The sequence below is a fragment of the Pseudoalteromonas sp. 2CM41L genome, assembly GCF_023161905.1.
Classification (GTDB): domain Bacteria; phylum Pseudomonadota; class Gammaproteobacteria; order Enterobacterales; family Alteromonadaceae; genus Pseudoalteromonas; species Pseudoalteromonas atlantica.
The window spans coordinates 84,720-102,244 of record NZ_JALNTN010000009.1; the positions used below are offsets into that span (position 1 = coordinate 84,720).

15 protein-coding genes and 1 riboswitch are annotated in these 17,525 nt (G+C 42.1%); of the genes, 10 read left to right on the top strand and 5 right to left on the bottom strand.

What is annotated here, in order from left to right:
- Position 1: 1 nt before the first annotated feature.
- Positions 2–706: a DNA-3-methyladenine glycosylase I gene (locus MTF64_RS12075; protein ID WP_248451540.1), complete on the bottom strand. Its 705-nt coding sequence runs from the start codon at positions 704–706 to the stop codon at positions 2–4.
- 194 nt (positions 707–900) lie between these two features.
- Positions 901–1,097: riboswitch (Lysine riboswitch) on the top strand.
- Between the two features lie 128 nt (positions 1,098–1,225).
- Here MTF64_RS12075 and dapA point away from each other — a divergent pair.
- The 5 genes from dapA (at position 1,226) to MTF64_RS12100 (ending at position 6,442) form a co-directional block, all read left to right on the top strand.
- Positions 1,226–2,110, top strand: coding sequence for a 4-hydroxy-tetrahydrodipicolinate synthase (dapA, locus tag MTF64_RS12080; protein ID WP_248451541.1), 885 nt, complete (start codon positions 1,226–1,228; stop codon positions 2,108–2,110).
- 15 nt (positions 2,111–2,125) lie between these two features.
- Positions 2,126–2,866 (top strand): 2,3,4,5-tetrahydropyridine-2,6-dicarboxylate N-succinyltransferase, encoded by a 741-nt coding sequence (locus MTF64_RS12085; protein WP_029773501.1) that lies wholly within the window; start codon positions 2,126–2,128, stop codon positions 2,864–2,866.
- Positions 2,866–4,071: a PLP-dependent decarboxylase gene (locus MTF64_RS12090; protein WP_248451543.1), complete on the top strand. Its 1,206-nt coding sequence runs from the start codon at positions 2,866–2,868 to the stop codon at positions 4,069–4,071. Before MTF64_RS12085 ends, MTF64_RS12090 begins: the two co-directional genes overlap by 1 nt.
- 5 nt (positions 4,072–4,076) lie before the next feature.
- The gene (locus MTF64_RS12095) at positions 4,077–5,198 is read left to right on the top strand and encodes a succinylglutamate desuccinylase/aspartoacylase family protein (RefSeq protein WP_248451544.1); all 1,122 of its coding nucleotides are present in this window, start codon (positions 4,077–4,079) and stop codon (positions 5,196–5,198) included.
- Between the two features lie 209 nt (positions 5,199–5,407).
- Positions 5,408–6,442: a phospholipase A gene (locus MTF64_RS12100; RefSeq protein ID WP_004588421.1), complete on the top strand. Its 1,035-nt coding sequence runs from the start codon at positions 5,408–5,410 to the stop codon at positions 6,440–6,442.
- A gap of 72 nt (positions 6,443–6,514) precedes the next feature.
- On the opposite strand, the gene MTF64_RS12105 is transcribed toward MTF64_RS12100, so the two are convergent.
- Positions 6,515–7,408 (bottom strand): bifunctional GNAT family N-acetyltransferase/hotdog fold thioesterase, encoded by an 894-nt coding sequence (locus MTF64_RS12105; protein WP_024032005.1) that lies wholly within the window; start codon positions 7,406–7,408, stop codon positions 6,515–6,517.
- A gap of 431 nt (positions 7,409–7,839) precedes the next feature.
- Here MTF64_RS12105 and MTF64_RS12110 point away from each other — a divergent pair, with 431 nt between their 5' ends.
- Positions 7,840–8,541 (top strand): SAM-dependent methyltransferase, encoded by a 702-nt coding sequence (locus tag MTF64_RS12110; RefSeq protein WP_248451545.1) that lies wholly within the window; start codon positions 7,840–7,842, stop codon positions 8,539–8,541.
- Here MTF64_RS12110 and dtd read toward each other — a convergent pair.
- Both dtd and MTF64_RS12120 read right to left on the bottom strand, forming a co-directional pair.
- A complete protein-coding gene (gene dtd / locus MTF64_RS12115) occupies positions 8,538–8,975 on the bottom strand; it encodes a D-aminoacyl-tRNA deacylase (protein WP_004588424.1) in 438 nt (145 codons plus the stop codon). The two genes, MTF64_RS12110 and dtd, sit on opposite strands and share 4 nt — an antisense overlap.
- The gene (locus tag MTF64_RS12120) at positions 8,976–9,878 is read right to left on the bottom strand and encodes a virulence factor BrkB family protein (protein ID WP_029773504.1); all 903 of its coding nucleotides are present in this window, start codon (positions 9,876–9,878) and stop codon (positions 8,976–8,978) included.
- Between the two features lie 85 nt (positions 9,879–9,963).
- On the opposite strand from MTF64_RS12120, the gene MTF64_RS12125 reads away from it, so the two are divergent.
- The 3 genes from MTF64_RS12125 (at position 9,964) to MTF64_RS12135 (ending at position 12,636) form a co-directional block, all read left to right on the top strand.
- Positions 9,964–10,620 carry a DUF2959 domain-containing protein gene (locus MTF64_RS12125; RefSeq protein WP_004588426.1) on the top strand — a complete coding sequence of 219 codons (657 nt, stop codon included), beginning with the start codon at positions 9,964–9,966 and terminating at the stop codon, positions 10,618–10,620.
- Positions 10,621–10,749: 129 nt separating this feature from the next.
- Positions 10,750–11,841: an MBL fold metallo-hydrolase gene (locus tag MTF64_RS12130; RefSeq protein WP_248451546.1), complete on the top strand. Its 1,092-nt coding sequence runs from the start codon at positions 10,750–10,752 to the stop codon at positions 11,839–11,841.
- A gap of 63 nt (positions 11,842–11,904) precedes the next feature.
- Positions 11,905–12,636 (top strand): CBM9 family sugar-binding protein, encoded by a 732-nt coding sequence (locus tag MTF64_RS12135; RefSeq protein WP_248451547.1) that lies wholly within the window; start codon positions 11,905–11,907, stop codon positions 12,634–12,636.
- A gap of 1,100 nt (positions 12,637–13,736) precedes the next feature.
- Here MTF64_RS12135 and typA read toward each other — a convergent pair.
- Positions 13,737–15,560, bottom strand: a complete 1,824-nt coding sequence (gene typA / locus MTF64_RS12140) for a translational GTPase TypA (RefSeq protein ID WP_004589455.1) — start codon at positions 15,558–15,560, stop codon at positions 13,737–13,739.
- A gap of 507 nt (positions 15,561–16,067) precedes the next feature.
- Here typA and glnA point away from each other — a divergent pair.
- The gene (glnA, locus tag MTF64_RS12145; RefSeq protein ID WP_024031998.1) at positions 16,068–17,474 is read left to right on the top strand and encodes a glutamate--ammonia ligase; all 1,407 of its coding nucleotides are present in this window, start codon (positions 16,068–16,070) and stop codon (positions 17,472–17,474) included.
- The last annotated feature ends 51 nt before the right edge of the window (positions 17,475–17,525 follow it).

Below are 17,525 nucleotides of genomic sequence, written 5' to 3' on the forward strand. Positions count from 1 at the left end.
GTTAATCCTCTGTTTGTTGGCTTATGCCTACGCGATTGTCGCCCACGCCGTAAGCCACAATTAAGCTAAGTTCTTGCAGGCTCAAACCACTTTGCTTTTGCATTTCGTTAAAAAATGCCTGTGCGGCAGTGAGCGATTTTTTAGTTTGCAGACCGCCATCTATAATTTTGTGCGCTCTTAGGTAACTTTCCACATCTCGCGAAAGTAAAAAAGTATCTTTACCAAGCGCTCTCAAGGCATACGGGCCAGTATTTCCACCCAAACGGGCGCCGTGTTTTTTTAAATATGTCCATAAACCAATAATGTCATCGCTTGGCCAGTTAGCTACAAACTTGCTAAAACTGCCATGTTCCTGAGCTATTTCGTGGATCATGTAGGCATTTTCAGGAATTGTTTTTACCTTTTTATAATTACGAATAATACGCTCATCAGTTGCTTTTTGCTCGAGCATATCGGGCGGCATCATAAGTAATTTATCAACACTAAACTGCCAAAAAACCTCTCTAAAACCTGGCCATTTACTGTTTATTACCGACCAGTAAAACCCGCTTTGAAATACTTTACGGGTAAACTCTTCAAGCCAGTCGTCGTCACTTAATGCGCTTAATGCTTTTTTAGATAAGGGTTTTGCTAGTAATAACTTAAGCATTTTTTCAGAACCTTTTCGCTCTACTGCTCGCTGATAAATATCGCTAAATTTTTCCATACTTATTAAATACCTCATCACTGCTCATAGGGTTAGTTTACGAGAAAAGCAGCTAATACGTAACCACCCACATTTTCGATGAACTAATCTGTATCCTGCAACTTGACACCTAGACGGCTAAAATGTTTTAATCGCCGCAATTACCCTATTTAAATTGTATTTTGTTAAACCTTTTGCGGTTAAACAAAATACAAAGGGCTAGAAGAGGTGCGTTATTCAGGTAGCGTATGTTAGGAGCGCAAACTCCAGTGAGCATATGTGAGGGGAATACCGCCGAGAGGTAAACGCTTTTGCGAAGCAATTACTTCGGGCGACTAGGTTGAATCCTAGCGACTGTCACCAATAGCTGTTTTAGAGCAGCTTATTAGTTTGGTGGAGAGCTTCTGGTCTTAAATAATAAGGCCGTGCGCCCTATTATTTTAAGCCCATTCGCTCTTCGAATACTGTTCGAACGACGTTAATGCGGCTCACATCATACAGCCTCCTTAATATCTCGAACACCTTATAGGTTCGTAAGAGATGATTCACAACTTCAATTTAGACGACTACGCACTGTGGACAGCGCTTGTTACGCCGTTTGATCAACAAGGTAATGTTGACTACGACACGCTCACAACACTTGTTAGCGAACAAGAAGCGGCACGCAACGGTATTTTACTGCTCGGTAGCACAGGTGAAGGCTTAGCCCTTACGCTTAAAGAGCAGCAAGGCATTGTTGAGCACGTGTGCCAATTAAAACCCAGTGTACCGCTTATGGTTGCTGTTGGTGGTAGTAACTTGGCCCAACAAAAAGAATGGGTTAGCTACTGTAACCAATTACCTATTCACAGCTACTTATTAGGCTCGCCTCTTTATGCAAAACCAGGGGCTGTAGGTCAAACACATTGGTACGAAAGCTTATTAAACGAAAGCGCGCATCCGTGTATGTTGTACAACGTACCTGGGCGCAGCGGTGTAAGCATTCCTATCGAAACCATTGAAAACTTAAAAGCGCACCCAAAACTGTGGGCTTTAAAAGAAGCCAGTGGCAACATCACCCAATTTGAAGCATACCGACAAGCCGCGCCTAATTTAGCGCTATACAGTGGCGACGATGCACTTATGCCCTACTTTGCCCAAGCAGGTGCAAAAGGCTTAGTTTCGGTTGCGGCCAATGCATGGCCTTTGCAAACACACGAATTTGTAAAGCGCAGCCTAAGCGGTCAACACCCCAATTTATTTGCTCAGTGGACTCGGGCTATCAATAGCCTATTTGCTGTAGCAAACCCTATTCCCGTTAAAGTGCTAATGCACCAGCAAGGGCGTTTAAATAGCCCACTGCTGCGTCCACCTTTAACGCATCTTGAGTTAACGCAAACCGATTGCATTACCACTGCAAACGACACCATTTTATCTTGGCATTAAACACAGGTTTTTATAATGAGCTGGTTAGAACTACTAAATAATTTAGAATCGGGCGCAGTACGCGCAGCATCACAAAACGAAAGCGGCCAATGGGAAGCTAACGTAGAAGTAAAACAAGGCATTTTAGAAGCCTTTAAAAATGGCACTAACACCGAGTTTGCAGGCGGGTTTGTTGATAAGCACAACCTTGCACCGCAAGAATTTAGCACTGACGATGGCGTGCGTATGGTACCAGGTGGCACCAGTGTTCGCCGCGGTGCCTACGTAGCTAAAGGCACTATTATTATGCCACCAGCGTACGTAAATATTGGCGCATACATCGACGAAGGTACTATGGTTGATAGCCACGCATTAGTGGGTTCATGTGCACAAGTTGGTAAAAATGTACATTTAAGCGCAGCTGTTCAACTTGGTGGTGTACTTGAGCCAATTGGGGCAAGCCCAGTCGTGGTTGAAGACGATGCGTTTATTGGCGCAGGTTGTGTTATTGTTGAAGGCGTAGTGGTTAAAAAAGGCGCTGTACTTGCCCCAGGTGTGCGTTTATCTGCCACTATTCCGGTTTACGACTGTGTTAACGAGCGCCAGCTAGATAAAGGCGAGCCAATTCCAGAGTACGCTATTGTAATACCAGGCTCTCGCCCTGCGTCTAACGAATGGGCTCGTGAGCAAGGCTTAAGCATGTCGTGTGCACTCATTGTTAAATACCGCGACGAGCAAAGCGATGCATCGTTATTGCTAGAAGAGGTTTTACGATAATGAGCTTTTTGAGCACGCCTATCAAGGCCGCCGTGAATACACTTACTCAGCAACTTGATACACCTTTTTTTGTTTACGACTTAGACAAACTAAACGCACACCTTACCCGTTTAGTTGCGCAAACCGATGTAAAGCTTTGGTATGCGGTAAAAGCCAATCCGCTTTCTAAGGTTATTCAATGCCTAGACAGCGCCGGATTTAACTTTGACGTAGCAAGTAAAGGTGAGCTTGAACAAGTCCTTGCACAAGGTATTAGTTCACAGCGCGTGCTCAACACAGGGCCTGCAAAGAGCCCTAAACAAATTAAACACTTTATTGAGCGCGGCGTGCGTATTTTTGTTGCCGAAAGCCTCAATCAAGTACGTTGGTTAAACCAGCAAGCGCAGCTGCAAAATACGCAGCTGCAAGTATTACTGCGTGTGCAATTACGCTGGCCAGAAGGTGAAAAAAACCCATTAGGGGGTGACAGCCTTACTCCGTTTGGGCTTGGTTGCGATGAATGGCAAGCACTCAATACTGGCGATTACCCAGCACTTAATTTTGATGGCCTACATATTTTTCAGTGGGGCAACATGCTTAGCACACAAAAGCTAAGCGAGCTGTGGTCGCAAATGATTGCACCGCTTACCACCTTGGCTAATAACTTAAATATAAACCTGAAAATTTTAGACTTAGGCGGCGGTTTAGGTATTCCTTACACATCAAACGATGCAACACTTGAGTGGGATGGATTAATCACCGCGCTGGCAAAAATTAAAAAAGATGCGGGTGTAGACGAGCTTTGGATGGAGCTTGGCCGTTACGCTGTAGGCGAATGCGGTCATTACGCTAACCCCGTCGTTGAGTGCAAACAAAACTACGGGCAACAGCAAGTTATTTTAACCGGTGGTATTAACCACTTATTGCGCCCAGCTGTTACAAGTCAAGATTTTCCTGCGGCGTTACTGCGCGAATCAACAGCGCCAGAACAAGCAATGAGCTTATATGGCCCATTATGTACTGCCCTTGATTGCTTAGGCGAGCATAGCCTACCAAGCGATTTAAACGAGCAAGACTGGCTAGTGTTTAGCCAATGTGGCGCCTATGGTTTTACCGAAAGCATGCCCTATTTTTTATGCCATGAACTAGCTGCAGAATACGTGTTACAAAATGGCGAGCTCACCTGTGTGCGCCAAGCAGAAGATGCCAGTCACTACTTAAGGTAATAAACATGAGCATAACAACACCCATTAGCCAAGAAAACATTGTAGTAGGGGAAGTAGCAAACGGCTTACCCCTAACTATTCCGGTGTATCGCTTAAAAGGCGATGGCAGCGGGCCAAGCGTGTATATTCAAGCCAATATGCATGGCGCCGAGGTACAAGGTAACGCGGTTATTTTTCAGCTGCTAGAGCAGTTAAAACAGCTCAATTTAAAAGGCGACATTACCTTAGTACCTTATGCTAACCCTATAGGTTGTAATCAAAAATCAGGGGAATTTACCCTTGGCCGATTCGACCCTATTACTGGCACTAACTGGAACCGTATGTATCACTACAATAGTGATTTAGTTACCCAGTTTGCACACGAGCATAGCCAGTACGACGATGCAGCTTTAAAAAGTAATTTTAAAAAAGCCCTGCTTGATGAAATAGATGCCAAACTTAACGGCCCAGCTTACTTGCTCAATACCGGTAAACGCATTGCGCTTAACCTGCAAAAGCTTGCGCATCAAGCCGATATCGTGCTCGACTTACATACGGGGCCTATTTCAAGTAAGCATCTGTACTGTCCAACGTATGCCAGCGACAGCGCACGTTATTTTAATATTGAACACGTACTGCTAATTCCAAGCGACTTTGATGGCGCAATGGATGAAGCTAGCTTTTGCCCATGGTGGCATCTAAGTGATGCACTTAGTGCGCAAGGCAGGAACTTTAATGTACAGGTTGAGGCCTTTACAGTAGAGCTAGGCAGCCAAGAAAAAATAGATTTAGCAGCCGCCTTTGATGATGCAAACAGCATTTTAAGCTATTTGAACCATAAAAATGTATTGGTAGATGCAGCACATCAACCTAAGCAGATGACGCGTTATGCGTGCCATTTAGATGACTACTTTGCTTATTATGCGCCGATTGGCGGCATGGTTGAATATGTTGCCCCATTAGGCGCACACATAAAGGCAGGTGAGCCAATAGCCTATATATTACGCATGGAGCGCTATTTAACTGAGCAACCCCTACAAACATTAAGCCTTGATTGCGATGCAATTGCTATTTTGCATTTTGCCTCAGCAAGCGTAAACCAAGGCACTGAACTTTATAAGTTTTTTACTAACGTATTTGAGTTATAACGCACCGCGCTATAACTCCCCCTTCTCATTGCGTGAGAGTAAGTTAACTAACTTACAATATAAGCGGCTATATGCCGCTTTTTTTGATCTGTGATAACGGTGTAAACGTAAGGTAATCAAATAAGTGTAAATTCAGTGAAAGTTCACCGTTACAAATGTAAAAACACGTTATAATTTATAAATCTACCTTACTCTCAAAGGAATAAACAATGAGCTGGCGTTATTGGATTGCAGTTACGGCTTTACTAAGCACACCCTCTTTTGCCCAACAAGAGGTTAAAAAAAATGAACAAGACAACGACATAGAGCTAGTTAAGCAATGTATTTTAAATGAAGTAATTGGTGGCGATGGTAAGCAAACCTTAGACGAGCTGCGCACAAAATGCTCCGCCCTTGAAGAAAACAAACAACTTACCGCACTTGATAAACGTAAGGCTCGCGAAGAGGTAAGCAAAAAAAATCGTAACGTAATTACGCCGCATAAACGTAACTACATTTTACCTTTATCGTATGTCTCGCACCCTAACGATCGCCCCTTTGATGGCTTTGACGAGCTAACAGATGAAGAAAATGGCGAACCCCTTGATAACCTAGAGGCTAAATACCAGCTTTCTATTAAAGTGCCACTGTATGATGATTTTGCAGATGACGACCAAGCCATATTTTTTGGCTTTACCTTGCAGTCGTATTGGCAAATTTATAACTCAGAGATTTCTTCTCCGTTTCGTGAAACCAACTACGAACCAGAAATATTTTGGGTAAACTACCTAGACCAAGAAAACGTACTTTGGGGCGACGAAATGGCCATAGCGCTGGGTATTTCGCACCAATCTAATGGCCGCAGCCAGCCAAACTCTCGTTCATGGAACCGAATTTACGCCGATTTTATATGGGAAAAGAGCGGTTTTGTATTTAGCTTTAAACCTTGGTATCGCATTGCCGAGGATGAAAAAGACAATATATTAGAAGCCGATGGCGACGACAATCCAGATATTTACAAATACATGGGTTACTTTGAATTTGGCGGGGCGTATCGTTATCACGATCACGAGTTTAGCTTTATGACTCGTAACAATTTAAATTCAGATAACCGTGGTGCACTTCAACTAGATTGGTCATTCCCGCTTTGGGGTCGTTTACGTGGCTACGCGCAATACTTTAACGGTTACGGTGAGAGCCTAATTGATTATAACGCTGATGTAGAGCGTATTGGTGTAGGTATATTACTTACCGATTTACTATAATTTATTAATACACCATAAAAAAAGCCAAGCCCTTTTATAAAGTGCTTGGCTTTTTTATTAAAGCGTTACTCGTTATTTTTTAACGGCAAACACCCCTTCAAACTCTGCAACAACATCGCTGCCATCAAATATAGTAACAGGTACTACGTAGCTTGCTTTGCCTGTTGTTTCCAGCTCACTGAGCTTACCTTTACAGGTTTGCACATCAACACAACCGCGTGGGTCGGTATTAAGTGGTTTTAAGTATTTTATAGTGGCATCGGCTAATACAATATTGCCCTCAAGCCCTGCCTCTTTAAGCGCTAAGTACGTTGCGCCCCAACCGGTTAAGGTTGCTAAGCTGTATATAGAGCCTGCAAACATGGTGTTGTGTAGGTTTAAGTTAGCGTCTAAATCAGCACGCGTTGTAAACTGCCAATCTGTGTAGCTTTCTACTTTTATACCCATTGCATCACTAATTGGGATTGATTCACGCCAAATATTTTGCAGTACTTGCGTCCAATCAGGGTGGCGAAACCAACCCGGCTCACTAGGCTTTTGTTTAATCATTTTGAAATGTTGAACATCGCCGTACGCTAAGTGGGCTTTTTCTTTTAGCTCATAGCCGTGGCGCTTATAAAACTCAAGCGCACGCTCGCGAGCAAATAACACTAATTCGCCTGCATTTTGCGTCCATGCTATTTTTTCAAGCTCGTGTAATAAACGGCTACCAATATGCTGGTTACGGTTGCCTTCGGCTACGGCCATGTAACGTACTTGCGCTTGTTCATGGTTGTTAAAGTGTAAACGGGCCACACCAAGCACATCACCGTTGTTATTTTTAATAAAGCGATGCTCTGAGTCTTGTTCCATATCATCTTGTTCAGAGCCACGAGGCTCATTCCAAGGCGCACGTAGTACTTCCCAACGTAATTGATAGTACGCTTGCCAGTCTTCGCTGCTCTGCGGTGTAGTTACTTGAAACATATATACTCCTGTTGTTTTGCCGTAAATAAAAAATAAAGGCTACGGCATGTAATCCAACTGAATAACTCTTTAACCTGCACATTGGTTTTTACATTAGAAAATTAAAGATTAAGTTGGTTGGAATTATTATGGCAAATACCATACTCCATCTTTTAAACACTGCCAATACGACTTTGGTAAGCAAGCGAAAAAATAACTGTTTTACCCATAGCATCAGCTAGTTTATGCTGGGCCTTTAGAGATTGAACATGCACTGAGCGAAGAGTTCTGCCTAGGGGAAATTTACTCTTTGTTGCCTACATGGGTGTAAGCCAGTAGAGTAACGCAGGAGCAGTTACCTAGCCCACCAGGTTACAAATCTCGCGCCGCGATTAAATCGCCCCTAGATTGAACAAACTTTAATCCTGAAAGGTCAACAGGCCCTTAATGTTATGAGCGATTTTATAAACCCTTTAACGGGTGTAGTGAGTAGCCACTTTATTAGTCACAGCCAAGATATTGGGCAACTAGTTTACTGGCATAAATATGCAGGCGATCACATACAGGTTCGCCAATCCGGGCAGCTTCGCTGGCTGCTAATTAACGATACATTGCAATCGGTGATAGAGCTTAACAATCCACAGCGCTTACTATTTCCACATTTAACCTATTTAGCTAAGCAGTGGCAAACCTTAGCACCACCAAATTATGTGTTAGAACTTGGCCTTGGTGGTGGCGCTATACGTAATTACTTACAATACACTTACCCGCAGGCACACGTAACATCAGTTGAAAAAAATGCAGATATAATTGCCTGCTATACAGATTTTTTCGCTCTTAAAAACCAAAGTGACGTGCAGTGTGATGACGCGCAAAATGTACTTAGCAAGGCACATAACCATGACTGGATTATTCTTGATTTATTTAGCCAGATAGATGCACCACGATTTTTGTTTGAACGCGCTTTTTATCAAAAAATATACGTTGCGCTAAACGCAGGTGGCACGTTATTTATTAACTTTTTATCGCAACATGAGTCGCAGTTAATTCAGTTACAGCAATTACTATTTAATGTGTTTGGCGTAAAAGTAAGCCCGCATAAAATTGCGGGCTTTGTGAATCATATTATTATTGTTGCTAAAGCTGGTAATTAAACCGATAAGTTAAACGTAACAGGCCCATCGTTACACAAGCTCACTTGCATATCGGCGCCAAACTCTCCCGTTGCCACACTAATACCTTGCGCTTTAGCTTGAGTTACAAAATACTCGTAAAGCGCGTTAGCTTGGCTAGGTGTGGCTGCAGATGAAAAGCTTGGGCGCATGCCTTTTTTAGTATCAGCCGCTAATGTAAATTGCGACACCACGAGTAACTCACCGCCTATATCTTTTAGGCTTAAGTTCATTTTGTCGTTTTCATCGGTAAATATTCGGTAATTACTTACCTTATGCAACAGTTTGTCGGCGGCTTGCTCATCGTCTGGTTTTTCAACACCGAGTAACAATAAAATACCTTGGCCAATTTCACCTATAACTTGGTCGTTAACTTCTACTTTGGCACTTTTTACACGTTGTATTAAGCCCTGCATTTAACTGCGTTCCTCTGTTTTTAGCTCTTCATCAATGTCTATTTCTGGTGTTTGTGGTACATGATTAGGGCTTATACAGGCGGTAAATTCGGCCCCTAATAACACCACCACCCACGACAAATACACCCACACAAATAAAATAGGAATGGTCGCAACAGCGCCATAAATTACTTCGTACGATGGAAAGTGGCTAATATAAAGCGCAAAGCCTTTTTTAGTCAGCTCAAATAATACTGCCGCAAAAAGAGCCCCCGGTAGCGCAGCCCGAATAGATACAGGCGTGTTAGGCACTAAAGTGTATAACATTAAAAAGCCAATCATCGAAAAGCCATAAGGCACCAGCTTTAACAAAAAGCCACTAAACCCAGGAATGCCCTGATCGGCAAACGACACTAACGAAACAATATACGATGTAACACCAATACTTGCGCCCAGCAGTACGGGGCCTAAGCTCAATACCATCCAATAAACCGCAAAAGAGATCATCATGGGGCGTTTTTTCTTAATACGCCAAATACGATTAAGCGTGGCATCAACATTACGTATAAGCAGCAGTGCAATCGCCGCTAAAAAGCCAATACCCACCGCGGTCATTTGGTTCGCATTGCCAGCAAAGGAGCTTATATGCTCTTTAATCACATCAGATGAGGTAGGTACAAAGTTAGTAAACAAAAAGCTTTCTATGGCTATGCGGGTCGACTCAAACCCCGGGAAGGCCGAAAATATTGCCACGCCTACCGCTATCAAAGGCACTAAAGAAAGCAAAGTAACATAGGCAAGGTAGCCTGCATTCACTGTAATTTGATCGTCTATACAGCGGTTAACGTATTGCATCCACCAGCTTGGCTGTTGCCTTAAAAAGGAGATAGCTTGCTGTTTATAAAGGGAGAGCTTATCATTCATACAATTGACTTGTGCTAATCGAATTTTGATTATGATAGCAATCAGCACCATAATTTACAGCACTTACTGGTAAATAGGGATCCAAATGAAAAAACAAACATTACTTAGCGCCTCGGTACTGGCCATTACGCTTACTTTATCGGGCTGTCAGTCGGCTTATTATTCTGCAATGGAAAAAGTAGGTGTACATAAGCGCGACATTCTTATTGACCGCGTAGAAGAAACCAAAGATTCACAAGAAGAGTCGCAAGAAGAATTTCAATCAGCACTTGAGCGCCTAACAACTTTAATTAATTTTGATGGCGGCGAGTTACAAGATGCCTACAATCAACTTAATGACGATTATGAGTCGAGCTTAGCAGCCGCTAATGAAGTGTCGAGCAATATTAATAAAGTTGAAGATGTAGCAGAAGCTTTATTTGATGAATGGAGCGATGAGCTTGAGCAATACAAAAGCGCGTCGCTTAAGCGCGAAAGCAGTAAAAAGCTAGCGGCTACACAACGCCAATTTAGCCAGTTACTTCGCTCTATGCGCAGTGCAGAAAGCAAAATGGAACCAGTGCTATCGTCTTTACAAGATAACGTACTGTACCTAAAGCATAACTTAAACGCACAAGCGGTTGCCGCTATTAAAGGCGAATTCACTAATTTAAAGCGTGATATTCAAGTACTGATGAACGACATGAATAAATCAATTGCCGATTCAAACAAGTTTATAGAGCAAATGAATAGCGCTGGCTAATCAATTAAATCTGCCTAACAAAGCCTGCACATTGCAGGCTTTTTTGTTGTTACGTTTTGTTACCTTTGAACTATTTGTTAATCTTTTGATGTTGTTATACTTTTATGAAAATAATAATAGATAGCAACAATGAAACTAAAAACCACCAGCCTTGTATTTATTTGTGGATTGCTTAGCGCTTGCGAAACTACTAATCGCATTGAGGTGATTGCAGGGGAAAGCACGCTTACCCCGCAGCATCAAACAGGCGAGCGAAAAGGACGCTTTTATAACCTCTACCCTGGCAAAAAAACCTACCCCACCACCTGCGAAACCGGCTGCTACCCGCCAAGCCCTAAATTACAATGCAAACAAGACGCTGAAGATTGCCAATTTATTGCTGAGCAAAAGCCAATTAATTTAAATACGGGCTTTACCGTGCGCTGGTTAGGGCACGCTGGGTTTATGATCCGCACACCTAACGGACAACACGTGCTATTTGATCCTGTAAAAGAGCAGTTCGACTCACCTGTTGATTTAGCCTTTAGGTTAGCCTCAGGGTTTTACAGGCAACCCGGCGATTGGCTTAAACAAAACGAGCTTAAAAACCTAAGTGCAGTGATGTACTCGCATATTCATTACGATCACTTTAATAAAGCCGATATAGAAGAGCTTGGTAATCAACCTCGCTACTTAACGCCATTAGGTATGGCCGACAACTTCCCTACTGGTGGCTATAACATTAGCGAAATGGCCTGGTATGCAAAAACACAGCTTGATGATTTAACGATTCATGCCCTACCAGCGCACCACTTTAGTAGCCGCGTATTGGTTCCTTTTATTTACGAAGATAACGATAAAGACCTATGGAATGGCTGGTTGCTTGAGCAAAACGGCAGTACCGTGTTTTTTGCAGGCGATACCGGCTACTCAAAACACTTTAAAGACATTCAGCAAAAGTATGGCGATATAGACATATGCCTACTGCCTATAGCCTCGTATTACAGTGAAGACAGCCCTACTTGGTATCGTTATGTACACACCACACCAGAGGATGCTGTAAATGCAGCTAGCGATCTTAACTGTAAAGTAATGATACCGTGGGGCTATGGTAACTCAAGCTGGAAAATGGGCGACCGGACAAGCCATTCAGCACTGTTAAGGTTGCTTTATATGCACAATAAAATGGCTTCAACCACACCTTTATATATTTTAAACGAAGGCGAAAGTATTTCACTGTAACTCATTGCTGAACTGTTTTAGGATGATTGTAATATCTAAATACATATTAACATTGAGAAATTAATGAAAAAACACGCATTAGCTTTAAGCTGTTTATTAAGCGCCCCAGTAATGGCCATTGATGTAGCGCATACATCGACCCCTATTACTATTGATGGCGTATCTGAAAGCGCATGGGATAAAGCAACATGGCATGATATGCCGCATCTAATGGATGGCACCTTGCCCTCATCAGATGCCGACTTTAAAGGCCGCTACCGCCTGCTGTGGGATAAAAACTACCTGTATTTACAAGCTGATATAACTGACGATGTACTTATTGATACGCACCCAGACCCGACCGTAAAATATTGGGATGACGATGCGCTGGAAATTTTTATCGATAGCGACGCGTCAGGTGGTATTCACCAGTTTAACCATACCGCGTTGGCATATCATATTGGCCTTGATAACCAAGCCGCCGATTACGGCCCCGATAAAAAAGCCCATTTATACACCGACCACTTAACAAGTAACTGGAAGCGTAATACCCAAGCCCCTTATAACATCACCTGGGAAGTTGCTATAAAGCTCTACCCTAACGATTACCAAGAAGGCGCTGTAAACACGCCCATTACGCTTAATGAAAAACAAGTCATTGGTTTTATGCTCGCGTATTGCGATAACGATGGCAGCAAAGTACGCGAACACTTTATGGGTTCGCACGAAGTACAGCCAGTCAATGGCGACAGAAACCGTGGTTTTATAGACGCAGATGTATTTGGCAAAATCACCCTGCTACCAAAAAGTAAGTAACTACCAATAAAATAATTGAAAACGTTGGGTTGAGCGTAGCGAAACCCAACGAAAAAATACCCTACCAACAATGACAGATGCTTTGCATTATCGATTGATTAAGCTTTGACTCTTTTACTTCTCTTTGTGCAAATATTTTTTAAGTGAATTATTCACAAAGAGGATAAGAGGCGCTGCGCTTTTAGAGATAAATACATTGCTGCAGTTTCACTATAGAACGAACTATAAACACAGACGTATTTGGAAAAGCCGCTCTACTTCCAAAAAGTAACCACTAATAAATAGTTGAGACGTAGGTTGGATTGAGCGCAGCGAAACCCAACGAAAAAATGCCCTACCAACAATGACAGATGCTTTGCATTATCGATTGTTTAAGCTCTGACTCTTTTACTTCTCATTCCCTTCTCCTTGTGCAAATATTTTTTAAGTAAATTATTCACAAAGAGAATAAGAGGCGCTGCGCTTTTAGAGATAAATACATTGTGGCAATTTCACTATAAAACGAGCTATAAACACTGACGTATTTGGAAAAGCCACTCTACTGCCAAAAAGTAATCACTAATAAATAGTTGAGAAGTAGGTTGGGTTGAGCGTAGCGAAACCCAACGAAAAAATACCCTACCAACAATTACGATGCTTTGCGTTATCGATTGTTTAAGATCTGACTCTTTTACTTCTCATTCCCTTCTCCTTGTGCAAATATTTTTTAAGTGAATTATTCACAAAGAAAATAAGAGGCGCTGCGCTTTGAGAGGTAAATACATTGTGGCAGTTTCACTATAGAACGAACTATAAACACTGAGGTATTTGGAAAAACCACTCAACCGCCAAAAAGTAACTACTAATAAATAGTTGAGAAGTAGGTTGGGTTGAGCGTAGCGAAACCCAACGAAAAAACCCCCAACCAACACGCACTACCACTATGCATTGTTGCAGGTTTATATAGCCTACTGACTTTCAGCTTAAACCAGCCTATTTAGCTGCGCCGTTCTAAACTGACCGCTGATAACTTATAGCTGACAACTCTTGTTTTAACCCACAAAAAAGCCGCTGTATTTTGCAATACAGCGGCTTTTAAACCATTACTCTAAATTAATAGATTATGATTTTGGAGCACGACCCGCACGCTTACGCTCACTTTCAGTTAAGTGACGCTTACGAATACGAATGTTCTCAGGTGTTACTTCTACTAACTCGTCATCATCGATGAACTCAAGCGCTTGCTCAAGTGTGTAGTTCAATGGTGGCGTCAATGTTTGTGCTTCATCTGTACCAGATGCACGAACGTTAGTAAGTTGCTTACCTTTAAGTGCGTTAACTGTAAGGTCGTTATCGCGGCTATGAATACCGATAACCATACCTTCGTAAACTTCAACACCGTGACCGATGAATAATTTACCACGCTCTTGTAAGTTAAATAATGCGTTAGTAAGTGCTTTACCTGTAGCATTTGCAATCATTACGCCGTTCTTACGAACACCTAGCTCGCCACCTTTGTGCGGACCGTAGTGATCGAATGTATGGTAAAGTAAACCAGAACCTGAAGTTAACGTCATGAACTCAGTTTGGAAACCGATTAAGCCACGGCTTGGGATCATAAAGTCTAAACGCATACGGCCCTTACCATCTGGTGCCATATCAGTAAGTTCACCTTTACGAAGACCAATTTGCTCCATGATAGAACCTTGATGCTCTTCTTCACAGTCAATTGTTAGTGTTTCGTACGGTTCTTCTAATACGCCATCAACAGTACGCAAGATTACTTCTGGACGAGATACAGCTAGCTCATAACCTTCACGGCGCATGTTTTCAATTAAGATACCAAGGTGTAATTCACCACGGCCCGATACGCGGAAGCTATCTGGGTTGTCAGTATCTGCAACACGAAGTGCAACGTTATGTACTAATTCTTTGTCTAAACGCTCACGAATATTACGTGATGTTACAAACTTACCTTCTTTACCACAGAAAGGAGAGTTATTTACAGAGAACGTCATTGTTACTGTTGGCTCATCAACACTTAGTGGTGGTAATGCTTCAACGTTGTTAGGGCAACAAACAGTATCTGAAATCTTAAGCTCGCCAAGACCTGTTACCGTTACAATGTTACCAGCGTAAGCTTTATCTGTTTCGATACGCTCAAGACCTAGGTAGCTTTGTACTGAACCAATTTTGCCGTTACGCGTAGAGCCATCAGCACTAACAATCGTTACTTGCTGGTTAGGCACAACAGAACCACGTTTGATACGGCCGATACCGATTACACCTTTATAAGAGTTGTAATCAAGCTGAGAAATCTGCATTTGGAAGTCACCTTCAGGATCTGCATCCGGTGGTGATACTTCGTCAACGATCATTTGGAACATAGGTTCCATGTTGTCAGACGGCTCGTCTAAATCTAGTGTAGCCCAACCGTTGATTGCTGAAGCGTAGATTACTTTAAAGTCTAGCTGTTCGTCAGTTGCACCAAGGTTGTCGAATAAATCAAAGATTTGATCCATAACCCAATCAGGACGTGCACCTGGCTTGTCGATTTTGTTGATAACAACAATTGGCTTTAAGCCTTGCGCGAATGCTTTTTGCGTTACGAAACGCGTTTGCGGCATTGGACCTTCTTGAGCATCAACAAGTAATAATACTGAGTCAGCCATCGAAAGTACGCGTTCAACTTCACCACCAAAATCGGCGTGTCCCGGGGTATCTACGATATTGATATGGTAGTCTTTCCAAGAAATGGCTGTGTTTTTAGCCAAAATGGTAATACCACGTTCTTTCTCAATGTCGTTTGAGTCCATCACACGCTCTTCGTTACCGCCGCGTGTTTCTAATGTACCTGATTGCTCAAGTAGTTTGTCAACCAATGTCGTTTTACCGTGGTCAACGTGCGCGATAATCGCTATATTTCTTAACTGTTCGATGCTCATATTTTTACTCAGAGAAGTTTATTCTCATTGATCCTGCAAGATCTACGCACTCATCTGCGTTTTCACCAGATGTCCCAGCATAGGATTTAAAAGGGCGCATATTATCCCTCATTAATGACATGGATGAAAGTTTATCCAATACAATTTTAAAAACTTTCTTAATACTTTTACTAAGTATCTGTTTTTTATATGACAATTATATGAAATAAATTTCGACAAATTACATAAATTGTCGTTTTTTAGCTAATTTGTTGATTGCTTTGGCACTATTTACTATTTAAGTTAAGCTGATTTAGGTGATTAAAATACGTGCAGAATCGAGCGTGAAATTTTTGCACCAATGTGGATATTTTACGCACCATAAAAGTGCAAAGCGCGTGACCACTTTTGTGCAACCATAATTTTTAACTTAATAAACAGCAAGTTAAAATAATGGCATAAAATCGGCTTACTAAAAAACCAAAGCATTTAATGCAGCAATAATAAAACCCAACAGTTGGAGGACACATGTCACAATCGGTTTTAGATTTTATTAAAGAAAATGACGTTAAGTTCATTGATTTACGCTTTACTGATACTAGAGGTAAAGAACAACATGTTTCTATTCCTCATCACCAAGTAGATGAAGATTTTTTTGAAGACGGCAAAATGTTCGACGGCTCTTCAATTGCAGGTTGGAAAGGCATTAACGAATCAGACATGGTACTTATGCCAGTAGCTGATTCAGTAAAATTAGACCCATTCACAGAAGAAGCTACGCTAATCGTACGTTGTGATGTTGTAGAGCCATCTACACTACAAGGTTACGAGCGTGACCCTCGTTCAGTTGCTAAACGCGCTGAAGAGTACATGAAATCTACCGGTATCGCAGATACAGTTTTATTTGGCCCTGAGCCAGAATTCTTCCTATTTGATGATGTTAAATACAAGTCAGATATGTCAGGTTCTATGTACAAAATTGATGCTGTTGAAGCAGCATGGAACTCAGATAAAGACTACGAAGGTGGTAACACAGGTCATCGCCCAGGTGTTAAAGGTGGTTACTTCCCATGTTCACCAGTTGACTCTTCACAAGATTGGCGTTCAGCTACTTGTTTAGTACTTGAAGAACTAGGCCAAGTAGTAGAAGCGCATCACCACGAAGTTGCAACAGCGGGTCAAAACGAAATCGCAACTCGCTTTAATACAATGGTATTAAAAGCGGATGAAATCCAAGAGATGAAATATGTTATTCATAACATGGCTCACCTTTACGGAAAAACGGCCACATTTATGCCTAAGCCTGTTGTAGGCGATAACGGTTCTGGTATGCACTGTCACCAATCTTTAGCAAAAGACGGTGTTAACCTTTTTGCTGGTGATAAGTACGGTGGTCTTTCTGAAGATGCACTTTACTACATTGGCGGTATTATTAAGCACGCTAAAGCAATCAATGCGTTTGCAAATGCCTCAACTAACTCGTACAAACGTTTAGTACCAGGTTTTGAAGCACCGGTAATGCTTGCATACTCTGCACGTAACCGTTCTGCATCAATCCGTATTCCAGTTGTACCATCTGAAAAAGGTCGTCGTATTGAAGTACGCTTCCCAGATCCAACTGCTAACCCATACCTTGCTTTCTCTGCAATGCTTATGGCTGGCCTTGACGGTATCAAAAACAAGATCCACCCTGGCGATGCTATGGACAAGGATTTATACGACCTACCAGCAGAAGAAGCAGCAGAAATTCCACAAGTTGCATCTTCACTAGATGAAGCGCTAGAAGCACTTAGTGCTGACCGTGAATTCTTAACGCAAGGTGGCGTATTCACTGATGATTTAATCGATGCTTACATTGCTCTTAAATCTCAAGAAGTTGAAAAACTTAACATGACAACTCACCCAGTTGAGTTTGAAATGTACTACAGCGTTTAATACGCCGTAGACAAAATTATCGATAAGATAATAAATGTGTGTTCTCAAGCC